This is a genomic window from Paenibacillus sp. FSL K6-1558 (assembly GCF_038002565.1).
Taxonomy (GTDB): Bacteria; Bacillota; Bacilli; order Paenibacillales; family Paenibacillaceae; genus Paenibacillus; species Paenibacillus polysaccharolyticus.
This window is the reverse complement of sequence record NZ_JBBOCV010000001.1, coordinates 581,674-603,113: the sequence shown is the minus strand read 5'-3', so window position 1 is coordinate 603,113 and position 21,440 is coordinate 581,674. Positions and strand designations below refer to the sequence as shown.

Sequence of the window (21,440 nt, the reverse complement as noted above, 5' to 3'; positions counted from 1 at the left end):
AAAGGTGTATTTAGTAACTTCCAAGTTACATTCCGGTGTTTGAAAGTAACCTGTGATTTGCGTATGCTGCTGCACCGATTACACCCGCTTGTCCACCCAATTTAGCTTGCACGATGGTACAAGCTCCTGAAGAGAGCTTTAATGAGTGATTTCTAACGGTATTACGTACGGAATTAAGGAGACGATCACCAGCTGCGGACATGCCGCCACCTACGATAATCATTTCGGGATTCAACATATTTATGACATTAGAAAGGCCGAAACCTAATATCTCTCCTGTTTCGTGCATGACTTCAACAGCAAGTGCATCCCCAAGATCATATGCATTCGAGATCATATGAGCGGTAATTCTGGACAGATCTCCTTCTACCCACTCCGTAATCATACTGGATTGGCTTGCCTCCAGCCTTTCCGTCAATGTTCGAACCATCCCAATGGCAGATACATATCTGCCCAGGCAGCCTGAACTACCGCAACGACAAGCACGGCCTTCCCTATACATATTCATGTGTCCCATTTCCCCTGCGCTTGAGGTTGCTCCGTAGATCACCTTTCCGTCATTAACGATTCCAGAGCCCAGACCGGTTCCTAAGGTGAGTAATACCAAGTTGCGACAACCGACACCAGCACCAAACAGCCATTCACCATATAGATTAACGCGTACATCATTGTCGATAAAAATGGGGAAATCGAAATGGTTGTTCATGTGATTCACTACATGGATATTCTCCCATTTGGGAAAATTAGGCGAAAATATAGATAAGCCCGTTTGTGGATCTAGCAAGCCAGGCACACCTATCCCCATGCAGTTCACCTCATCTGGATGGATTCCTTCGGCCGCCATCATTTCTTGCGTGATGTTCGCCATTTTATTTAACACATGGATCGGGCCTTTATCGGCTTCCGTGGCATCACTCCGTTCGTGAATTTTCTTAAATGCTGTATTAAACACAGCGGATTTAATATTGGTGCCGCCCAGATCTATTCCAATTATATATTTGCTCATATTAACATCCTGACTTTTAATGGTTTTGACACATCACTATTAAACCACGAAACCAGGGAAAACGGTACATTGTAAGCCGTCTTCTTCGAATATACTCAGCCAGTGGAACATTCGTAATGAACGAGAACATCCTCTGAAACTGATATGAAGAACAACAAGCACACTGCGCAACGTCATTTAAACTGATTTCGTTGGATAGATTCGTTTCAATATGATCTAGAGCACGATTCATTCTCATCAGCCAATCCATCTGATCCCTCCTCTCAACTAAGGTAAAGTATAGCGTTATGTAACCGATTCTTCGCAACGATCTGTGCATTCTGAAGTTTCATCATGCCCCACCCATCTCTGGGCAAATATTATGTTCAACACCTTTTCTTTAAGAACCATTTGTGATCTTGCACAAATCAATCTTCTAATGTTATGTTGTTTGACATTCTTGTTTGACTCCCCTCCACAACCATGTTACATTTTCAAACATAAGCAATGATTGGAAAAAGATTACATGGAACCAAGCCTGTTATTTCTTCTCATTTTAACTCAGCGAAGGAGTTGCTGACTATGCATTTAACTGTACAGGAACGTGAAAAATTACTGATGTACCTTGCTGCAGATATGGCTGAAAAGCGGCTGAAACGTGGCGTTCAGTTGAATTATCCGGAAGCCGCTGCCTATATCTCAGGTTTTGTCGTAGAGGGTGCACGGGATGGGAAAACCGTAAAACAACTCATGGAAGAAGCTCGTCACCTTTTATCAGCAAACCAGGTAATGGATGGCGTAGCCGAGTTGCTGAGTGAAGTTCAGATTGAAGCCACGTTCCCCGATGGAACGAAGCTGGTGACTGTACATGAGCCTGTTGCCCGGATCGATGGTTCGATTATCCCCGGTGAGTATGAATTTGCGGATGACCCAATTGTCCTGCTGCCTGACCGCAAACGCATTACCCGTTCCGTGACCAATACAGGCAGCCGCCCCATTCAGGTCGGATCACACTTTCATTTTTTTGAAACGAACCCCGCTCTATCATTTGACCGCGAAGGTACTAAAGGATATCGGCTGGATATCGCTTCAGGTCTTTCCGTCCGCTTCGAACCGGGAGACGTTCATGACATTACGCTGGTTGAAATCGGTGGAACGAAGGAAATCCATGGATTCGCCGGGTTAACCAACGGGAGGGTTGAATGATGAACACCATTGATCGTGCGACATATGCAAGCATGTATGGCCCCACGACCGGAGATCGGATCCGGCTCGCGGACACCTCGTTAAAAATCGAGATTGAAAAAGACTTTACTGTGTATGGAGACGAGTGTGTTTTTGGCGGAGGTAAAACGGTCAGGGATGGCATGGGACAGCATCCTCTAGCAACGCGTAGCGAAGGCGTTCTGGATACGGTCATTACCAACGTTGTTATTGTGGATACATGGGGAATTGTCAAAGCCGATATTGGCATTAAGGACGGACTGATCCGAGGCATTGGCAAAGCGGGAAATCCATTTGTGATGGATGGTGTCGATCCTGACATGGTTATTGGGGTAGGTACAGAAGTGATCTCTGGTGAAAATTTGATTGTAACCGCTGGCGGTGTAGACAGCCATGTGCATTTCATCTCTCCGCAGCAAATTGAAATTGCGTTGCAAAGTGGGATTACCACGATGGTTGGTGGAGGCTCCGGCCCGGCCACGGGCACACTCGCTACTAACTGTACCTCAGGGGTGTGGCATATTGAACGCATGCTGCAGGCGCTTGATTCACTTCCGATGAATTTTGTGATGCTTGGCCGAGGTAATAGTTCCAGACCTGAAGCGTTGATGGAACAAGTACTTGCTGGTGTTGGCGGACTGAAAATTCACGAAGACTGGGGAAGCACACCATATGTTATCGACAAATGTTTAAGCGTGGCAGAACAGTATGATATTCAGGTCAATATCCATACCGATACGCTGAATGAAGCCGGATATGTGGAGGACAGTTTGCGTTCATTCAATGGTCGCGCCATTCATACCTACCATACCGAAGGTGCGGGCGGTGGTCACGCGCCGGACTTGTTACGTGTTGCTTCCATGCCGAATGTCCTGCCTTCTTCCACCAGTCCAACCATGCCTTATACCCGAAATACCGTCGATGAGCATCTGGATATGCTAATGATCTGCCATCATCTCGATCCCAAAATTCCGGAGGATGTCGCCTTTGCCGCTTCGCGGATTCGGGAGACAACAATTGGTGCGGAAGATATATTACATGATATCGGTGCAATCAGTATGACTAGTTCAGATTCACAGGCGATGGGCCGTGTAGGTGAGGTGGCAATCCGAACCTGGCAAACGGCGGATAAAATGAAAAAACAACGCGGTTCGCTTACCGGAGATACCCAGGCGGATAACAATCGTGTGAAACGATATATTGCCAAATATACGATTAACCCTGCAATTACTCATGGCATTTCAACATATGTAGGATCGATTGAAGTCGGTAAAATGGCGGATCTTGTGTTATGGAAACCCGCTTTTTTCGGAGTTAAACCCGAACTTGTTATTAAGGGCGGCATGATTATGCATAGTGTAATGGGAGATCCGAACTCCACGATCTCGACACCACAGCCCTATATGTACAGACCGATGTTTGGGAGCTATGGCAAAGCTCGTTCTGCCATTTGTGCAACCTTTGTGTCCCAGGCCTCTATTGATGCTGGTACCCTTTCCCCTCTGGGGCTCAGTAAATCTTTAAAGCCTGTGACAGGCTGTCGTGCAGCTAGCAAAAAAGATATGATTTTAAATGGAGAAACGCCAACGATTATGGTTAATCCGAAAAATTATACCGTATCCGTGAATGGTGAAACGCTACGCTGTCTTCCGGTTGACGAATTACCCATGGCTCAGAGATACTTCTTGAGTTAATATGTGAAATCGTTGTTGCCTTCATTGAATGGCTCCGTTTAAATCTAGAAAAAAGCCCAGCTAACCTAGCCGGGCTTTTTATGATTCCAATCATTTTTTTGCCAGTCGCTTTCGATTATTCTCGAATGAATCCACCTTCCGAATGAATAACTTGTCCCGTAATCCAAGCTCCGGCTTCACTCACGAGAAAATCAATGATGTTCGCTGCATCCTCAGGTGCTCCAATCCGTCCCAACGGGAACTTTGGCATAAGATAATCACGAATGGAATCATCCATCCACGTTGTATCGGTTGGCCCCGGATTTACGGCATTTACCGTAATCTTTAAAGGTGCAAGTTCACGGGATAAGGATGTAGTAAAAGCAGAGATTGCGCCTTTGGTCGCAACATACGCTAACTCCCCTGGCATCGGCGATATATCCTGTCCCGAAGTCATATTGATAATTCTGCCTGTGGTTAGATTGGATTTTTCGAATTCACGAGCAAATATCGTACACAGTAAAAATGTCGTTCGCATATTAACAGCATAGTGGTTATCCAAGAGTTCGGCGTCAAAGGACTTGTAATCGGTGTTGACACCATAAGCCGCATTGTTAATCAGTATTGAGGGTTGTCCCAGTTGCTGGACTGCACTTTCATATACTCGTTGTGCTGCGTTACGCTCGGTTAGATCGATCTCGATTGATGTACAGCGAACCCCCATGTCTTCAATTTCCTTGTGAAACGCAAGTGTCCATTCCGGATCAGCCTTATAGTGTGTGAAGAAAATATCAATATCTCTGGAAGCTAGTTTGCGACAAAAAGCACTTCCCATTTCTCTGGGACCGCTGGCACCTGTGATAATCGCGATTTTTCTCTGAGTTAGAGTCATCATTCTACCTCCACTTGTGAAAGTTGCTAGTTCATATTTATTATTCTTCATCATAATAGATAATAGAGTTGATGAACATCATCTTTGATGATTTGACCAAAGTTCTTTAATCAGCTTAACCAAGGAATTTAATGTTATTCCATCGGTCTGATTGGTGAAGCCTCTCATCTCTTCCGTTTTCCCGTGATAAGCAGATAGAACATACTTCTCATCCACCACATAATATGTGGCATACCTAGTGAAAGAATGTTTTTTTTGGCTAAATTACCCTCTGATGTTCCTGGTTCCGTAGATAAAGTTGATTGAAAATTTTCGTTTTGCTTTATAACTTCAGCGATGATAACGGAATCTGATCTCTTCAAAATTTGTTCAAAAGGAACATCTATGGTTAGAGCATAATCAGAGTGACCATCGGAAAGGGGGTACTCTTTGCGAAGTTACTTGATTCTTTCATCGCTAAGTCTCAAGCTGGATTGTTGATCCGTTGAACAACCTAATACAACCAATGTTAAACTAAGTAATAGAATCAACACTATCATTTTCTTCAATGTTCTCTTCCCCATTTCAGTACCTATAGTTGACATCATTCAGATCAGGTTTTCTAGGTACATAAGTGATTTTTCTATCCAATTATTTGATACAATCTATTAGATCCATCTATTTTACCTATGAGGTGATACCCGTTTGATGAATTTATACGGCGCGCAGCATCACATTCTTGTGCATTCCAATGCCATCGATGCTGAGGCACATCAACATACGTTTATTCAAGTCACGATTGGTTTAAAAAATCATTTTAAGATTGAGGTTCAGGGAGAGATTATAAGTACTGCTGTAATCGTGCTTAACTCCAATATATCTCATCGTTTGCAGGTCTCAGGGCAGCCCGTAGTATTGCTTTTAATAGATAGCACATCCCAGATGGCAACAGCATTTAAACAATATATGGGCAAGCGGAATTATGCCAGTTTTCCCGAAGAGCTTGGTAAAGAAGTCGCCGAACATATCAAAAGGCGGTTACCGTTACTCAATGATGCAGAGACTTACTGTGTATTTTTACAAGAACTCATGACTCTTTTTCAACTGGATTACATTCCACCTGCGATTACGGATTCACGAATCAAGGAACTGATCCAACATATGAAGGATTGCACGGATTCGGAGCACTCTATTCGTATGTATGCTGAACAGTTCGGTCTATCGAACAGCAGGCTGTCACATCTGTTTAAAGAAAATACAGGCATATCGCTTAGCGGTTATATGTTGTTACATAAGCTACAGAAAGCATCCTATTTGATTTTCCAAGGAACGAGCATCACGGATGCAGCCATGGCGGCTGGTTTTGATACGCCCTCCCATTTTGCCAATACCAGCAAGCGATTGCTCGGAATGACCGCCAAAGATATTCGTAAGGATAGCGTGTTTTTGCAAGTTTCCTCCCTGCACTGACGATACAATGTTTGCAGGAGGTGCTCATCATGAACAACAATCTCGAGCAAACGCAATTGTTAGATTACAATCATTCGACCATTCAGAGCCTCATTCGCAGCCGTAACTGGGCTTCACTCCCTGTAAAGGAGCAAATCCTTCACGTATATAACTACGTTCGTGACGAGATTGAATTTGGTTATAATCGTAGCGATAATATTCAGGCTTCAGAAGTGCTCCACGACGGCTATGGACAGTGTAATACGAAAGGCATTTTATTCATGGCACTACTTAGAGCGCTAAGCATCCCTTGCCGGATTCACGGTTTTACGATTCATAAGCAATTGCAAAAGGGAGCCATGAAAGGCTGGTATTACCACCTTTCTCCGAAAGAGATTATCCACAGCTGGATTGAAGTGTTATATAACGACAGATGGTTAAATATTGAGGGATTTATCCTGGATCTCCCTTATCTGACCAAGCTTCAGCAAAAGTTTAAGCAATGTACTGGTTCATTTTGTGGTTATGGAGTGGCTACGGACGATTTTCAGAAACCTGCTATTTTTTGGAATGAAAATGACACCTATGTGCAGAAAGAAGGCATTGTCCAGGATTTCGGTACGTTTGACAATCCGGATCAATTCTTTTCTCTCCATCCCCAAAAGTTAAATCCAATCAAGAGAATGATATTCAGCCATGTGGTTCGTCGTCTAATGAATAGGAATGTGAGACGTATTAGGCGGGGGTGAACGTTTATTCTTTTGAAGCAAAACACCAAGAAAAAGACGGAAAGATTCGGGGTAGGTTCTCCGTTTCGTTCCGTCTGAAAGCTAGTATTAATCCATTTTTACAGGCTCGACCACTTCGAATAAAAATGGATTACCGTTCAAATATTCTCTTATATATGCTTGGGCATATTTTTGTTCATCGATTAAACTGGCTGTTTCTCTTGGATCGGAGGCGTGATGGCAGAAGTTCTCGATCATGAACATGATGAAAAAACATTCCAGATCCCGAGTATAGTCCGCTTCCAGCTTCTTAATACTCTCATAACCTTGGATAAGCTGCCATCGATGTTTAGGCCAAAGCTCCAGCATGGTGCCTGCCATATCGTAGAGAAAATATCCGTACCCACATCTTTCAAAATCAATCGGTGAAGGTTGATCATCGTTAAAAACCATATTACCGGTATGTAAATCAGCATGAATTAGTCCGTAGTTATGTTCAGTTTGACGCATAGTGGTAAGTTGGGATACAACCTTCTCCGCTGCATCTTGATACAGCTTCCATGCCTTTTCGGATAAAAAACGTTGATGGTAACGTTCCAACTTAGCCAGTTCACGTTTAAAGCTTTCTACTCCCCAAGCAGACCTTACAAAATCAGAAGGTGGATTGAAATCCTTTGCTGCTGCATGGAGCCTGCTAATCATTACTCCCATATTATACGCATGGCTATCCGTAAATTCCCCTGTTGTTTTTTCACCCTCGATCCACCGCATCATTGTTACATAAGGCCGTCTATATCCCATTTCCGTTTCAATCTCCAAAACATAAATACCATCACAACTTGGTATCCCTTCGGATACATTTAGTTCTTTCGATTTTTTCAGTGCTTGTAACAGTAGGAGCTCCGAACGAATTTCCTCTCTGCTCAATCGGTCCGAATGAATGCGAAGCAAATAATGGTTAGCTGTACTGGTTTCAATTTTATACGTGATCGATTCAGATAGTTGAATAAACTCGATTTTATCCCATTCTAAGTCATACTGTTGGATTGCTGATAAAGCAACCTTCCTTGCTCTAATTAATAACGCTTGCCGTTCTTCATTCGTATCAAATTTTAAAAAATCTTTCATTGGTTATCCTCCTGCAATTTTCATGTAGTAAAAATCACCTACTTCTCTTATACGTTATTGTAACGATCGTAAAAGCTTAAAAATATGTAGTAAACAATTTAAACTATGTTATACACAAAAAAAGCCATAAGCCTAATCAACAAAAAAGGAACGAGGCGTCATCAAGTGATACCTCGTTCCTTCTGAATCGGGTCTACTGAATGGAGAATACTTCTTTTTTCAACAGTTCTTCAGGTTTCTGACCAATAGGATCGCTGTGGAAATAATCACGGATAACTCCATCCTCCAGATAGTTCGCAATAGATACCATGATCATGCCCTGATCCAGTGCCAAGTAAGCTTTGGCGATTTCTTTGGTCTCCAGATTAATGGAGTCATATAAGCCGTATTTGCCCATCATGTTTAACTTTTTCAAAGTTTTGATGTTTTTGCGTGCCTCTTCAGGCGCATAATCCAGGGCAAGGAATGTTGCATGCGCGGTTACCGTTGCTCCGTCTTTGTAACCTGAGATGCCAAGCGGTGTCGCTGCGAACTCACTATATCCGGTAGGTGTTGCCGATGGCGAGAATCCCCATGCAGCATAGCCTTTTTCTTTGGCATATTCGATTTGCAGATCGACATGACGTTTATTGTTTAGACCTAACGCCTTAGTACCCAAGTCTTTTTCCTTGATCACCAGACCCGGCATCAGTCCTTCAAACATACTGCCTCCCCAGCTAGGAACGAACTTTTTACCTTGATACTCATAACTTCCTTCAAAGACATCCACGCCATCATAATTCACCGTGTGACCCTGTGGAATCTGAGACTGCCAATCCCATTCAAGTGGCATCGTGCGGTACATCTTCCACCAATGTTCTTTTGGTACATCTCCTTTACCGATGGCAATATAACTTCCTACACGAGGTTCCGTATAAAAGGACCCATAATGATGCTCTGTCAGTGCGCCTTTCGCGACATCATAGCCACCACGGAATTGGCCGACTTCCGGATCGTATAACGTTGTATAGTTCATTTGTTTAACGAGTGTGCTGGTTTGTGCATTTAATTCCGGATAAGCTTGACCAATTACGATTAAGCCTGCGGATAACCAACCGTTATCCACTTGAGATATAAATTGCCCCCAATCTTTTTTGACGGAACCATCGTCCGTGTTGTACCAGTTATAAAAGAGACCGTTCCACTTATCCATCTTCTCCAGTGTGTTTAACGTTGTTTTCAAGCGGGATACGGCTTCTTTTTTCGAAAGCAGTCCCATTTGTTCTGCAGAAACGGTACTCATCATGTACATCGCAATGTTTGTTGGTGAGGTACGCCTGGCTTCTTCCGTTCCCGTTTCCTTCATTCGCACTTCATCGTACGTTAACCCGGTTTTGGGATCGGTGAAATCTTTGAAGTACTTGTACGTTTTTTTGGCAACCGCTTTTAATTCCGGTTTGAAGCCTGGCGGCTTGCTTGAATCATGTGCAGATATGACAGGAGTGAAAGCTGTACTGGCAAACAGACAAAAAGTTATTATTAGTCCTAACCTTTTTACAATGTTCATCTCTTTTCTCCCTTCAAAAACGAATTCGAAACGTTTCGCATTTATGATATCATGAATGTCCATATTTGGTAAATAACAAAATGAAAACCCTTACTTTAAATAGTTGTATTTAGATTCGCTTTTTATTTTTCGACTCGAAACGTTTCATATGAAACGTGAATTCTTGAAGTATACAACTGCCCTCTTTCGTAATAACAATGCTTCGAGCCAGGTACATATATAAGCAAAATCTAAAAAAGCCGCTATAGTTAGCGGCTTCCATGAGACATACAAATGATGAGTTCAATCACGATACTCTAATCGAATTGTATTGGTTTGTATCGTGATTGTTTGCTTTAATGCTCAAACCATCCCATCATATTACAACACAACGGGCTTCATTCGCCCATCCGCTCCAAACTGAATCGGGTCAATACACACTTCACGGTGGTATCCTTTTCCCTCCGAGAACCGCGATAACGGAGTGACAAAACGATGGTAAGCCATGTAATACTGATCCGTTTCAGAATCATGGAAAATACAGTGATGTCCTGTTCCAAGCATGTCTTTTTCTACATTTTTGCTTAAGACAGGGTAGTGATAGGTGACCGGGCCGTAGAGGCTTTCCGACGTACCGTAATTGACGTGATAATCCTCACTTCCCGTATCATCACAAGACCATGTGAAGTGGTAAAGCCCATCCCTCTTTAACACGGTTACGGCCTCTCTGAAATCATGCAATCCTGCAATGTTACGCATCGTTTCTTCACGAACAGTTATCATATCGTCACCAAGCTCCACAATTGCAGCATCACCGTTGCCAAACAACAGATACATCTTGCCATCCTGCTCTGCATAGATTGAAGGATCAATGGCTTGCCCCATCTTGATCCCAAGATGTCTTAATTGACCCATTGTAATTAAAGGCTCAGGCTCCGCTCGGAATGGACCCGTCGGTGAATCGGCAATAGCGACACCAATAGCACTTTCCTGGTTAGGCATTTTGCCGCAGAAATAAAAGTAATATTTGTTGTTGTGGCTGGCAATCGCTGGTGCCCATGCATTCCCGATGGCCCAAGGCACATCATCCGTTGCCAGATCAAGAATAATCCCTTCATCCTGCCAATATTGCAGATCGCTGGAGGAAAACACCTTAAACTGCGTACCTGACCACCCGTCGAAGCCATCCGTAGTAGGATACATATAATAGCGGTCGCCAAACTTCGCCACATCAGGGTCAGCATATTGACCAGCCAGTACCTGGTGACCGTCTCCATAAGCGGCCAGCAGACAATTACCTTCTTCCGCGGTGATTGGCAGAATGCCGCCGTGCCGCTTTTGGGTTTTTCCCATATCAAACTCATCATCTGAAGCTATTCGGAAGTTTCCGCTATCCAAATCCGTCGTCAACAGCGGTAGATAACCTTTTCCCTCAGCAAAACGATCCACAATCAGGCACCACTCATCCCGGTCATTGAATTTAAATATCTGTGGCCCTTCTACACCCATCAGAGCTTCCAACACAGGCGCATGGAGCGGAGTGAAGGCGTCCTTGTCCAGAGATCGCCCCTTTTCAACACGAATGTTTTTGGTTGTTTCATCTTTGGAATATCGGTAGTAAGAACCCGATGAAGCCAGAATGGTCGTATCGATGATGTGGTTTTCACGCTCGATATACTTTACCGATGGAGTGAATGTACGGAAGTTTTTGGTGCGTGCGCTGTAAATCTTCTGTTTACGTTCAGATTCATCTGCATCTTGTGTGGCTGAGGCCCAGAATACAAGAAACTCATCAGCCGCTTCATCATATACGGCTTCAGGTGCCCACACACAACCTGCACCCGGGGTGCCAAGTGTAACTGTCCAAGGAGAAGACCAATCCATGAGATTACTGGACTCCCATACGACAATATCACGACTGCCTTCGTTTACAGCAACACCCCAGCCTTTACCGCTTGCGATTCGTAGATCGGTTGCAATCAGATAAAACTTATTCTCCTTAGCGGAGCGAATGAGAAACGGGTCGCGTACACCCTGTTCCCCCAGATTGGAGCGCAATACGGGCTTACCCCCGTTTAAGTCCTTCCAATGAAGGCCATCCTCGCTATATGAAAAATAAACCTGCTCTCCATCGGGCTGCTCACCGATAAAATGCACAAAAAGATATCCTGCGTAATTGGTGTTTGTATTCAACAAGTTTAGTAGCCTCCTAAGTATGTATATTGAATTTGATCTAAAAGAAAGCGCTTAACCTAGTATATATCATACTGCAAATCAGGGTTTAGGAGTAGGGAAACTTCCTGCTTTTCCTTATTTACCGTTGTAGTCTCTCCAATTACAATGGTATAACTGTATCGTTGACCAAAAGATGAAATGGAGGCCCCCTTATGATTCAGTCGATTATACATATCGCTTTGGTCGTTAACGATTATGATGAAGCGATCGAATTTTATACTCAAAAATTGAACTTCACATTGCTTGAAGACACCTATCAACCTGAGCAGGACAAAAGATGGGTGGTGATTGCCCCTCCGGGATCTATAGGCACAACCATTTTACTCGCGAGAGCTTCCAAACCGGAGCAACAGCCTTTTATCGGTAACCAGGCTGGTGGGCGTGTTTTCCTGTTCCTGAATACCGATGACTTCTGGAGAGATTATAAGGACATGGTTGCCAAAGGCATTGAATTTGTGAGAGAACCAAAGGAACAAGACTATGGCATCGTTGCTGTATTTAAAGACCTTTATGGGAACCTGTGGGATTTGCTGCAAATGAATGAGGATCACCCTATCTCCAAACGTGTGAAGTAGTGTTACAAATAGTTTGAAGAACCGGGGAGAGTGTTCTGCTCTAGCATGTCAGTATGAGCCTGACTTCGAATAATTAAAGTCAGGCTGCCTTCATGCAGGGTTATCATGGCGTTTACATGTTTGAAGAGAAGATTACTGTATTTTCCCATGCGTCATTTATCAATTTCATATTCCAGACCTTCAGTAACATATCCCTACGCGTGCATTTATAAAGCGGCGGTCGCTGAGTTGACGATAGGTGAATTCAGCGGTATCGCCAACGGTAATTTCTGTGCCGCCTTCAGGTAAAACGTCACGCTCTACACGGTAATTGCCGCGGACCTCCCCATCGGGCAAATACGTAGGGCATACAATCGTCCACTCCAAGGTGGAGGCTCTAAGCAACGTGTACACTTGTTCATGTTCCTCGGCAGCCCTAGTTGACTTACGTCTGGAGTCGCTCGACTGATATCGAAGTTTCTCTGGCTCGGTTCTGCTTTTAAGAATACCGGCTGTTCCTACAGTAATGATACGCTTTATGCCCTCCTGCCCCATGGCGTTGATGAGTAAGGGCATGCTTTGGGACAGTGTGGTTGTTCTATCCGTGTTCAGCGCGCTGATTACCGCATCAACTCCTTGTATAGCACGAAGAAGATCTTCGGATTCCAACACATTTCCTTGAATAACGGTCAAGCGATCATGGCGTTTGTTTATTTTTTCTGGATTACGCACCAATGCAGTTACATGATGTCCGTCTTGAAGCGCGAGTGTAACGATATGGCTTCCGACACGTCCAGTAGCCCCGAGCACTAAAAGTTGCATATTTAAACCCCCTGATTATGTGTTCACTATACGATGCTGTATCAGCATTTTGCCCGTAAAACAATAGAATAACAAAAAAAGCGTTACACGGGTACTTTAAGTACGCCATATAACGCCGTTGCCTCAATCTGTAGCGATCTTTTCGGTGAATTCCTTGATCTTCTCAGCGATTTCCTTGGGATGGGAGCGATACAAGTAATGTCCTGCCTCCAGTAAAATCATTTCTCCCTGTTCAGTGTTCGCCATCTGTTTCTCATGTTCTGCAACCCACTCTTTCACGACCGGGTGATTTTTCTGCACAAAGAAAAGAAGAGGTAAGTCCGAAGGCCATGTAAGCTGTTTCGCTGCCTGGAAGTTGGAATACATGCTTACGGCCTCGTTTAATTGTGTGTTGTTGTACATATTTTTACGGATTAAAATGTTTAATTGCTCTCTGGTATCGTCGTCATAGGAGAGCCCTTCATACGGGTCATCAGTCAGTTTCAACTGAACACGGGCAAAACCAAGGTTACGGAACCATTTAATGGGCTCAATGTCGGACGCTTCAACTTTTTGCTCACTAAGAGACGGAACACTGTGATCTAGTCCAATGAATGCTTGTACCTCATCTGCATATCGGTTCACATAGTCCAGGCTATAGAGACCTGAGATAGAATGTGCCATGAGCGTATAACGTTTGATACCGAGGCTTTGCAACGCACTATGGATCTCATGCGTGATATTAGCCGAACTACGTTCCTTGTCAGTCTGTTCACTTAGTCCGTAACCAAAAGGTTCAACAACTACGACCTTATAATGAGGACTCAGTTCGGAGATGAGTGGTTTAAAATCAAGTGCAGGCGAAGCTGTCCCGAATCCGGGTAAAATGACTATCGTTTCTTTCCCTTCACCCTGCATGAATACGTTCATTCGTTTTCCATCGACAGATACCTGTTGCCCGTAATGCTCCAGTCGCTTTTGTTCAGAATGACTGCTGACTTGGTTCACCGTGAACACGGTCGCGATGAAAAGCAGGATGACGATAAGTATAGAGGCTATGACTTTTAGTAAACGTTTAAGCACTCGCTTGACTTTGGAATCCTGGCTCGCTTTTGTTTTTTTTGAATCTGAATGACTTGGTTCAATCAACACCTTCAGCTCCTTTATGTCATGTTTCCTTCTCGGGTGGGTCTTGTTTTACTCCAAGTCAAGTGTACTCAACTTCGATGTCCCTAGAATGAATGCAATATGAACGGAACATGAACGAACGCTATAAACTTTCTTTCAAACCTTCTTCATTCTTCCTTCTACCTTATTTAAATGTAAAAAAACACCTCCAGTCATGATATCCCATAATGAACAGGACTACATGTTGCTGAAGGTGTCTGAGCTTATTAATCGTTAAACTGTCGTTCGTTTCGTGTGAGTTCTTAAAATAATTGATTCAGATAGTTAACCAGTTTCTGACGAAATTCAGTCTCTGAGCAGCCTAAAATGCCTTTGAGATCCTGCGGCTGACGGATCAATTGATTCATAGCTTCTAAACCGTACTTCTCTATGACAAACTCGACAAACATATACGAGAATTGGAATCCTTTCTTGGTTTCAAAATCCCACGTATCATCGTCTAATTGAGCAAAAGTAGGAATAGAATTCGTGCGAATGGCCTCTTTCGTCGAATTTTTAAGAAAATCGGGTGTCATCAGTTTAGCCTCGTATCCGCCAATTCCTTGTCTAATCCATTTGGGGGACAGCGGATTAATCTCCTCAATCAGCCACATGGAGAACAGGTGAATCGTACCTTTGATAATAGACTCGTAGGTATGTTCCGGTCCGGGATTAAGTGGTGATACGATCTTAAGAATATTTTCTTCATACGTACCCGTGAACCAGTTAGGCGCATCCGCTTCACCTACAGCCCGATGAAACGTTGGCAGATCTGGATACATTTCAATGATAACTTTACGTTTGGGCTGGTAATTGTATTTGGTCGCCAGTCGTTCGACATTTCCACTTAGTTGCGTGAAGAGATCATGATTTGCTTTTTCTAGACGGTTAACCGAATGTTCTGAACTTCCTTTATTTTCGATAGAAATCAATTGTTCAATCGACATGATGGCCATGTTCCCCCATTCATTTAATTCATGCTTCAGCTTTCCAAGAGCGCGGTATAATCGGTTCTTCACTGCGCTCTCACGCATGCCAACAATACTCGCAATCTCGGGTAGCGTACAATCTGCGAAAAAACGTAACGCAATAATCTCCTGATTTTTCTCATCCAGTGTTTGTAGTGCCGCGCCAATGTCAATTCGAAAGTCAACATACTTTGTAAATTCAAGAGTGATGGATTGGGATTCTAACTGTGTAAAATCAAGCGGTGTTTCATTCTGACGTGACAATCTGCGATATTCGTTTTTTAACATATTCTGAGCAATCTTGAAGATCCATGTGAAAATATGCGCACTCCCTCTAAAACGATGCATGTTCTCGGAGACTTTCATAAATACCTGTTGTGTAAGGTCGTCTGCAACCATGGCATTTATTTTCAGCAAAAAGTAACTACGGATGCGGTCACGATATAATGCATAGATGTGTTCAAATCGGGTATTGCTATCCTGTTCATCCGGATAAACAGGTGTAAAGTCTGTGTCATGAGCTCCTGACATGGTGTGAACCTCCTCTTGATTTACAATGAATTAGACACCGCAGCACAACGAAAAGCCACAAGTAACCTGAAAAATATGTATACTTCCGATAATTCTCACGATCTTCTTTGGTTCGAACAGGTCAAAAAAGTGCAACACAGTTCAAATAAGTGCAAGATTCGTACACACTTTTCATCCCATTCGCTCTCTCAATCTTCCTCTAAAGTAAAAAATCATACAGATTCTGGTCAATAACGTTTATATCCCCTCCTCTTATTCTCCATTACAATATCTTCAAGTACAACTTTCCTAAATATGACTTGAACTTGAGGGGGAACGTCAATGAACCAAAAGATGAAGCTTCTAATCATGTCGGTGAGTATGTCCGCTCTGCTCATCACAGCTTGTAGTGACACGGGAAAAGGTAAAACACAGACCGACGCGGACGATGACGGCACAGGTGCAGTCACCATTCATACGGTCACATCGGAGTACAGTTCAGCGAAATATCCAAAGGGCGATGATATCACCAATAATGTCTGGACTCGCCGGTATAAAGAGAAGTTAAACATTAACGTCAAGACGGACTGGGTCAGTGATGAATATGAAACAAAACTCAATCTCGCCATCTCTTCCAACGAACTACCTGACGTTTTCCGGGTGAATCCTTCTCAGTTACGCCAATTGGTTGAAGCCGATATGGTCATGGATTTGACAGAAGCCTTTGAACAGAATGCCTCGGAACGTCTGAAAGGGTATATGAAAGCGGATGCAGACAGCTACGAATCAGGCAAAAAAGACGGCAAGCTCTACGGTATACCGCAGATGCACTGGGGGTTAATTGAACAGCCCGACTTTATCTGGATCCGGAACGACTGGAAAGAAGAACTTAAACTGCAAGATCCGAAATCCGTTGAAGATATTAAAAATATGGCACTCAAATTTATGGAGAAACACGGCGGATACGGCATTGCTGTGGATCAATCCCTGGACTACCTCAACCTGCTTGCCATTGCATGGAATGCACATCCCGACATGTGGATTGAAGATAATTCGGGAAAACTCACCTATGGCTCCATTCAACCTGAGATGAAAAATGCGCTTGCCGAGTGGGCGGAGTGGTATAAATTAGGCATTATTGATCCCGAATTTGCAATTAAAGATTTCAACGCGATGAATGCCGACATCGTTGCTGGTAAAGTAGGCATTCAGCCTTACTATCAGTGGTGGGGGTATAATCCGGGCGTAGATACGATTGCCAATCTGGGCAAAGATGCGATCTTTTATCCGTATCTCATTCCAACCGTGGACGGTAAGGAAGCAAAACAGTCGATCTTTTTTGCCAACAACAACTACATTGTTATGAAAAAAGATGCCGCCAATCCGCAAGCGGTGATCGAAATCCTGAATGATTATGCCTACATCGTAGATGAAGGTAACGGCAAGGAAAAACCGGAGACACTGTCTGCCCTGCTCGACAATGATATTGCCCACGTGGTTGGTGCGTTCCGTGTACTTAATCCGAATTCGGACTATGAGCAGTTTGAAGCTGTGTCCAAAGCTCTTGAAACGAAGGATACAAGCGGACTTACGACTTCAGGAATGTGGCAGAAATACAATAATAGCGTGGAGTTTATTAAAAATGCGACACCGGGAGCAACTGGCGATTATTTGCAACAGGGTGCTCCGAAAAATGCATATGGTCTGGCCAAAAAAGTGCTTGATAGCAACAACTATATCAAAACCGCGCTATGGGGTGTTACGCCCGAAGCTCTCTCCAGTTACGGCACAACGCTGGATGACATTCTGACCGAAGGATTTACCAAAATCATTATGGGCAGTGAAAGCATCGATTATTTTGACGTGGTCGTACAGAACTGGCGAGCAGCTGGTGGAGATAATGCCATTGAAGCAGTCAACGAAGCCTACGGGAAATAAAGCATTTGCGGTGTGAAGCCGGAGGGGGTGAGCCCGTTCTCATCCCCTCTTTTTGATAACTGAACGGAGGAAAAGCCATGATGAAAAAATGGAAGCAGCAAAGTCCTTACCACCTCATGTTGATCCCCAGCGTTGTGCTGGTATTTATATTTAGCTACATCCCGTTCTATGGACTCATTATTGCGTTTCAAAAATATAACCCCGGTCTCGGCTTTAACTCACCGTGGGTCGGATGGGACAATTTCACGCATGTATTCAATCAGCCTAACTTTGTGAGAACGATCTGGAACACCCTCTACATGTCCATATTCAAAATGCTTGGCGGCATTGTGGTGCCGGTTGTTTTCGCACTGCTGCTGAACGAAGTCTTGCACAACGGGATCAAACGCACCTTTCAGACCCTCGTGTATATACCGAATTTCTTGTCTTGGGTCATTATGGCGGGTATCATGCTGGATGTTCTAAGTGCAAATGGCATCGTGAATACGTTTCTGAGTTTGTTCGGCGTCAAGCCGATCTCTTTTCTCGGTACCCCTTCCATCTTCCCATGGACAATGATCGTGAGTGACATATGGAAGGGTTTCGGTTTTGGAACGGTCGTTTATCTGGCGGCTTTAACCAGCATTGACCCCGGACTATATGAAGCCGCAGTGATCGATGGAGCCAAGCGTTGGAAGCAAACACTCTATATCACCCTGCCCCTACTCATGCCAACGATTGTTCTGATGTCTGTGCTTTCCCTTGGAAACGTGTTGAATGCCGGTTTCGACCAGATTTACAATCTCTACTCTCCTGTCGTTTATCAGACCGGTGATATTATCGATACTTATGTCTATCGTCTGGGGATACAGCAGGCCCAATATTCCATTGCGACCGCCGTTGGATTATTCAAATCCGTGATCTCCTGCATTCTAGTCGCTGTCTCTTACATTCTAGCTTACCGCGTGGCGGGTTACCGTATCTTCTAAGGAGGGCATATTCGCATGATCTATGATAAAAGTATAAGCAGACGCGTGTTTCTTATTATAAATTACACCATCCTGCTGACCATCTCGCTACTCTGTGTGTTGCCATTTGTGAATTTACTCGCTGTGTCCTTCAGTAGCAGTTCAGCGGTATCGGCTGGTAGTGTTACCTTCTGGCCTGTCGAGTTCACAACCAAAGCTTATGAGTTTGCCCTTTCGGGTGGCGCGTTTTATTCCTCGCTATGGGTTGCCATCCAGCGAACGGTTCTGGGCACGCTTGTGAATCTGGTGTTAATTGTGCTCACAGCCTACCCTTTATCCAAAACCAAGCAGAAAGTGATGGGGCGCAACGTCTACATGGGATTTTTTATCGTAACGATGCTGTTTAGCGGCGGTTTAATCCCGACGTATCTGGTTGTGGTGAAAATGGGACTGATTGATTCCATCTGGTCTCTGATTCTGCCAGGAGCGCTCCCCGTGTTCAGCATGATTATTCTGATGAACTTTATTCGTGGACTTCCTGAAGAGATTGAAGAATCGGCTATCATTGACGGCGCAGGCCCTCTGCAAGTGTTGATCCGCATTATGCTGCCGCTTCTCAAACCTGCGCTCGCGACGGTTGGATTGTTCAGCATTGTGGGTCACTGGAACTCCTGGTTTGACGGCATTATCTATATGAACAATCCCGCCAACTATCCGTTACAGAGTTATTTGCAGACGCTGCTTCAAAGCTTTGAGCAGATGATGCTGAAATCCGGATCGGATTACACGCAACTGTTATCCATGATGAATGCCCGGACAGGGCGAGCCGCGCAGATGTTCCTCGGTGCGATACCGATTCTGCTGATCTATCCGTTCTTGCAAAAGTATTTTACCAAAGGACTGGTACTGGGCAGTGTTAAAGGCTAAAGTGACAGCAAAAGCGACTTCACATGCGACTGTCTAAGACACATTCACTTGTTTTCCGATAAACAGGAGATCGCTGGAAGCAGAATTGCAAACGTTGTTCCTTTGCCGACCTCACTTTTCACCTGTATCCCATACGGCTCACCGAAGTGAAGTTGAATACGCCGTTGTACATTATAGAGGCCTATCCCCCGGCCTCCATTTCCTGTTTCATGCTTTTCCTCCATCAAGCCTCGTACCATACTCTGATCCATGCCGGTTCCATTATCACAAACTTCAATGCAGATGTCTTCCTCCTGAGATCCTATTCGAATCGTAATTACGCCATCCTCTTCGATCTCGGCCAGACCGTGAAAGAACGCATTTTCGACGATGGGCTGCAGGATCATTTTAGGCATTGCATATTGTAGCAGGTTCTCATCGATCTCATATTTCATCTGAATACTGCCATAATATCGAACATTTTGGATAGTCACGTAATGTGCAATGTGAGTTAATTCTTCACGAATCATAACGAGACTTCCATCAGACTTGGTGGCATATCGGAGCATAGAGATCAGTGCATCGGTCATATCTACAATTTTGTCGGCCTGTTGCATGGAAGCGATCCATTTCACGGAACCTAAAGTATTATACAGAAAGTGCGGGTTAATCTGATCATGCAGTGCCCGCATCTCGGCAGCGGCTTTCTCGATCTCTTCCTGCTGCATGCGTTCCACCATTCGTTTCAATTCATGGGACATTCGGTTGAATCTGGTAGATAAATGACCAATCTCATCACGAGAGCGAATATCCTGCACCTGCTCAAACTGTCCCTTTTCGACAAGACGTATATTGTTTAACAGTTTTTTGATGGGACGTGTAATGACGTGAGACAGGAAAATGGAGATCACCGCAGCGAAAAGTGACATGACGATCGCTAGGGTTACGAGGTTTTTACCTAGTATTCTACCATCGGCAGTTAGCTCTTCCAGCGGCATATAGACATATGTAGTCCATTTCTGCTGACTAAGCGGACTCTTTACCACGACGTTGGTTGCTTCGGATGGACGAACGTTATCCCGAAACAAGGTGCCAATTAACTGGTCGTTGACGTTGTAAACAATCTTTTCGTCCTCATCAATGATCATAAATCTGGATCGAAGTCCTTCCTGCAAGTTACGATTGACGATTTCGATAAATTTAATATCGATGCTAACCACCATCACGCCAAGCAATTTGCCGTTCGTGACATCATGAATTTTTCGTGCATGGGACACGGCCAGCACTTTATTTTCGAGTTGCTTGTCAACCCGGGTTGTTAACGTGATCGTACGCTCATCCTCATGCATAAACTTCTTGAACCACAGCTCATTTCTCACATTGAAGGCCTTGTCAATCGGTTGATGTGGACTTACAAACAGATCTTCTCCTCCGTTCATATTGTAGAGATAAATGGAAAATACACGATCCTTCATCATGATGTAATTCATTAGTATGTTATATGCCGAGATTTCGTTTTCTTCATTACTTACACGCAGAAAATCCTGGATCGGAAAGCTGCCTTCATGGGTAGCAGATAAACTGTCACTGAGCCCATTACTGGCGAGCAGCGTGATCTTTTCGATTTCTTTCAAAAACTCGTCGATGCGAATGTTCGTCTGTTTGGTCAAATCACTAAGCAGTGTATTGTAATTCTGTGATAATAACCTTTCGGAAGAGTAGTACGAATTAATAGTCATCACAACGACAGGAAAGATGATGACGATCATACAGATCACCATAATCTTGTATTTAATCTGAAAAGGCCGCTTATATTTCATCGATCACACCT

17 protein-coding genes and 1 pseudogene are annotated in these 21,440 nt (G+C 43.9%); 8 read left to right on the top strand and 10 right to left on the bottom strand.

Going from position 1 to position 21,440, the window contains the following annotated elements; genetic code table 11:
• Positions 1-25: 25 nt before the first annotated feature.
• Both MHI38_RS02410 and MHI38_RS02405 read right to left on the bottom strand, forming a co-directional pair.
• On the bottom strand, positions 26-1,006 hold the full coding sequence (locus tag MHI38_RS02410) for an ROK family protein (protein ID WP_341180899.1): 981 nt from the start codon (positions 1,004-1,006) through the stop codon (positions 26-28).
• A 58-nt stretch (positions 1,007-1,064) separates the two neighbouring features.
• Positions 1,065-1,256, bottom strand: a pseudogene (locus tag MHI38_RS02405) (AraC family transcriptional regulator); the annotation flags it as partial.
• A gap of 311 nt (positions 1,257-1,567) precedes the next feature.
• On the opposite strand from MHI38_RS02405, the gene ureA reads away from it, so the two are divergent.
• On the top strand, positions 1,568-2,191 hold the full coding sequence (gene ureA / locus MHI38_RS02400) for an urease subunit gamma (RefSeq protein ID WP_221788077.1): 624 nt from the start codon (positions 1,568-1,570) through the stop codon (positions 2,189-2,191).
• On the top strand, positions 2,191-3,903 hold the full coding sequence (gene ureC / locus MHI38_RS02395) for an urease subunit alpha (protein WP_251504636.1): 1,713 nt from the start codon (positions 2,191-2,193) through the stop codon (positions 3,901-3,903). The genes ureA and ureC overlap by 1 nt, the downstream gene beginning before the upstream one ends.
• A 115-nt stretch (positions 3,904-4,018) precedes the next feature.
• On the opposite strand, the gene MHI38_RS02390 is transcribed toward ureC, so the two are convergent.
• Positions 4,019-4,774 carry an SDR family oxidoreductase gene (locus tag MHI38_RS02390; RefSeq protein ID WP_341180898.1) on the bottom strand — a complete coding sequence of 252 codons (756 nt, stop codon included), beginning with the start codon at positions 4,772-4,774 and terminating at the stop codon, positions 4,019-4,021.
• A gap of 687 nt (positions 4,775-5,461) precedes the next feature.
• Here MHI38_RS02390 and MHI38_RS02385 point away from each other — a divergent pair.
• Both MHI38_RS02385 and MHI38_RS02380 read left to right on the top strand, forming a co-directional pair.
• Positions 5,462-6,223 carry an AraC family transcriptional regulator gene (locus tag MHI38_RS02385; RefSeq protein WP_308721778.1) on the top strand — a complete coding sequence of 254 codons (762 nt, stop codon included), beginning with the start codon at positions 5,462-5,464 and terminating at the stop codon, positions 6,221-6,223.
• A 29-nt stretch (positions 6,224-6,252) separates the two neighbouring features.
• Positions 6,253-6,951: a transglutaminase-like domain-containing protein gene (locus MHI38_RS02380; protein WP_253494564.1), complete on the top strand. Its 699-nt coding sequence runs from the start codon at positions 6,253-6,255 to the stop codon at positions 6,949-6,951.
• Between the two features lie 87 nt (positions 6,952-7,038).
• On the opposite strand, the gene MHI38_RS02375 is transcribed toward MHI38_RS02380, so the two are convergent.
• The 3 genes from MHI38_RS02375 to MHI38_RS02365 all read right to left on the bottom strand — a co-directional run bounded on the left by MHI38_RS02375 (position 7,039) and on the right by MHI38_RS02365 (position 11,779).
• Positions 7,039-8,058: a phosphotransferase enzyme family protein gene (locus tag MHI38_RS02375; RefSeq protein ID WP_253494566.1), complete on the bottom strand. Its 1,020-nt coding sequence runs from the start codon at positions 8,056-8,058 to the stop codon at positions 7,039-7,041.
• Between the two features lie 193 nt (positions 8,059-8,251).
• A complete protein-coding gene (locus tag MHI38_RS02370; RefSeq protein WP_341180897.1) occupies positions 8,252-9,604 on the bottom strand; it encodes a glucoamylase family protein in 1,353 nt (450 codons plus the stop codon).
• Between the two features lie 360 nt (positions 9,605-9,964).
• Complete coding sequence (locus tag MHI38_RS02365) at positions 9,965-11,779, bottom strand: family 43 glycosylhydrolase (protein ID WP_154888883.1); 1,815 nt, start codon at positions 11,777-11,779, stop codon at positions 9,965-9,967.
• Positions 11,780-11,970: 191 nt separating this feature from the next.
• On the opposite strand from MHI38_RS02365, the gene MHI38_RS02360 reads away from it, so the two are divergent.
• Positions 11,971-12,393 carry a VOC family protein gene (locus MHI38_RS02360; protein ID WP_154888885.1) on the top strand — a complete coding sequence of 141 codons (423 nt, stop codon included), beginning with the start codon at positions 11,971-11,973 and terminating at the stop codon, positions 12,391-12,393.
• A 180-nt stretch (positions 12,394-12,573) separates the two neighbouring features.
• Here MHI38_RS02360 and MHI38_RS02355 read toward each other — a convergent pair whose 3' ends face one another.
• From MHI38_RS02355 to MHI38_RS02345, 3 genes are all read right to left on the bottom strand, one after another.
• Positions 12,574-13,194 (bottom strand): NAD(P)-dependent oxidoreductase, encoded by a 621-nt coding sequence (locus MHI38_RS02355; protein ID WP_308721781.1) that lies wholly within the window; start codon positions 13,192-13,194, stop codon positions 12,574-12,576.
• Positions 13,195-13,317: 123 nt separating this feature from the next.
• The gene (locus tag MHI38_RS02350; RefSeq protein ID WP_318294948.1) at positions 13,318-14,325 is read right to left on the bottom strand and encodes an alpha/beta fold hydrolase; all 1,008 of its coding nucleotides are present in this window, start codon (positions 14,323-14,325) and stop codon (positions 13,318-13,320) included.
• A gap of 278 nt (positions 14,326-14,603) precedes the next feature.
• On the bottom strand, positions 14,604-15,839 hold the full coding sequence (locus tag MHI38_RS02345) for a sigma-70 family RNA polymerase sigma factor (protein WP_154888890.1): 1,236 nt from the start codon (positions 15,837-15,839) through the stop codon (positions 14,604-14,606).
• 321 nt (positions 15,840-16,160) lie between these two features.
• On the opposite strand from MHI38_RS02345, the gene MHI38_RS02340 reads away from it, so the two are divergent.
• The 3 genes from MHI38_RS02340 (at position 16,161) to MHI38_RS02330 (ending at position 19,630) form a co-directional block, all read left to right on the top strand.
• Positions 16,161-17,756 carry an extracellular solute-binding protein gene (locus MHI38_RS02340; RefSeq protein ID WP_154888892.1) on the top strand — a complete coding sequence of 532 codons (1,596 nt, stop codon included), beginning with the start codon at positions 16,161-16,163 and terminating at the stop codon, positions 17,754-17,756.
• A gap of 77 nt (positions 17,757-17,833) precedes the next feature.
• Positions 17,834-18,724, top strand: a complete 891-nt coding sequence (locus tag MHI38_RS02335) for an ABC transporter permease subunit (protein WP_154888894.1) — start codon at positions 17,834-17,836, stop codon at positions 18,722-18,724.
• A 15-nt stretch (positions 18,725-18,739) separates the two neighbouring features.
• The gene (locus MHI38_RS02330; protein WP_090916140.1) at positions 18,740-19,630 is read left to right on the top strand and encodes a carbohydrate ABC transporter permease; all 891 of its coding nucleotides are present in this window, start codon (positions 18,740-18,742) and stop codon (positions 19,628-19,630) included.
• A 44-nt stretch (positions 19,631-19,674) separates the two neighbouring features.
• Here MHI38_RS02330 and MHI38_RS02325 read toward each other — a convergent pair whose 3' ends face one another.
• Positions 19,675-21,429, bottom strand: a complete 1,755-nt coding sequence (locus tag MHI38_RS02325; RefSeq protein WP_341180896.1) for a cache domain-containing sensor histidine kinase — start codon at positions 21,427-21,429, stop codon at positions 19,675-19,677.
• Positions 21,430-21,440: the final 11 nt, after the last annotated feature.

Coding starts and splice junctions, on each gene's coding strand:
- MHI38_RS02410 (WP_341180899.1), bottom strand. CDS start 1,006: ATGAGCAAATATATAATTGGAATAGATCTGGGCGGCACCAATATTAAA.
- ureA (WP_221788077.1), top strand. CDS start 1,568: ATGCATTTAACTGTACAGGAACGTGAAAAATTACTGATGTACCTTGCT.
- ureC (WP_251504636.1), top strand. CDS start 2,191: ATGAACACCATTGATCGTGCGACATATGCAAGCATGTATGGCCCCACG.
- MHI38_RS02390 (WP_341180898.1), bottom strand. CDS start 4,774: ATGACTCTAACTCAGAGAAAAATCGCGATTATCACAGGTGCCAGCGGT.
- MHI38_RS02385 (WP_308721778.1), top strand. CDS start 5,462: ATGAATTTATACGGCGCGCAGCATCACATTCTTGTGCATTCCAATGCC.
- MHI38_RS02380 (WP_253494564.1), top strand. CDS start 6,253: ATGAACAACAATCTCGAGCAAACGCAATTGTTAGATTACAATCATTCG.
- MHI38_RS02375 (WP_253494566.1), bottom strand. CDS start 8,058: ATGAAAGATTTTTTAAAATTTGATACGAATGAAGAACGGCAAGCGTTA.
- MHI38_RS02370 (WP_341180897.1), bottom strand. CDS start 9,604: ATGAACATTGTAAAAAGGTTAGGACTAATAATAACTTTTTGTCTGTTT.
- MHI38_RS02360 (WP_154888885.1), top strand. CDS start 11,971: ATGATTCAGTCGATTATACATATCGCTTTGGTCGTTAACGATTATGAT.
- MHI38_RS02355 (WP_308721781.1), bottom strand. CDS start 13,194: ATGCAACTTTTAGTGCTCGGGGCTACTGGACGTGTCGGAAGCCATATC.
- MHI38_RS02345 (WP_154888890.1), bottom strand. CDS start 15,839: ATGTCAGGAGCTCATGACACAGACTTTACACCTGTTTATCCGGATGAA.
- MHI38_RS02340 (WP_154888892.1), top strand. CDS start 16,161: ATGAACCAAAAGATGAAGCTTCTAATCATGTCGGTGAGTATGTCCGCT.
- MHI38_RS02335 (WP_154888894.1), top strand. CDS start 17,834: ATGATGAAAAAATGGAAGCAGCAAAGTCCTTACCACCTCATGTTGATC.
- MHI38_RS02330 (WP_090916140.1), top strand. CDS start 18,740: ATGATCTATGATAAAAGTATAAGCAGACGCGTGTTTCTTATTATAAAT.
- MHI38_RS02325 (WP_341180896.1), bottom strand. CDS start 21,429: ATGAAATATAAGCGGCCTTTTCAGATTAAATACAAGATTATGGTGATC.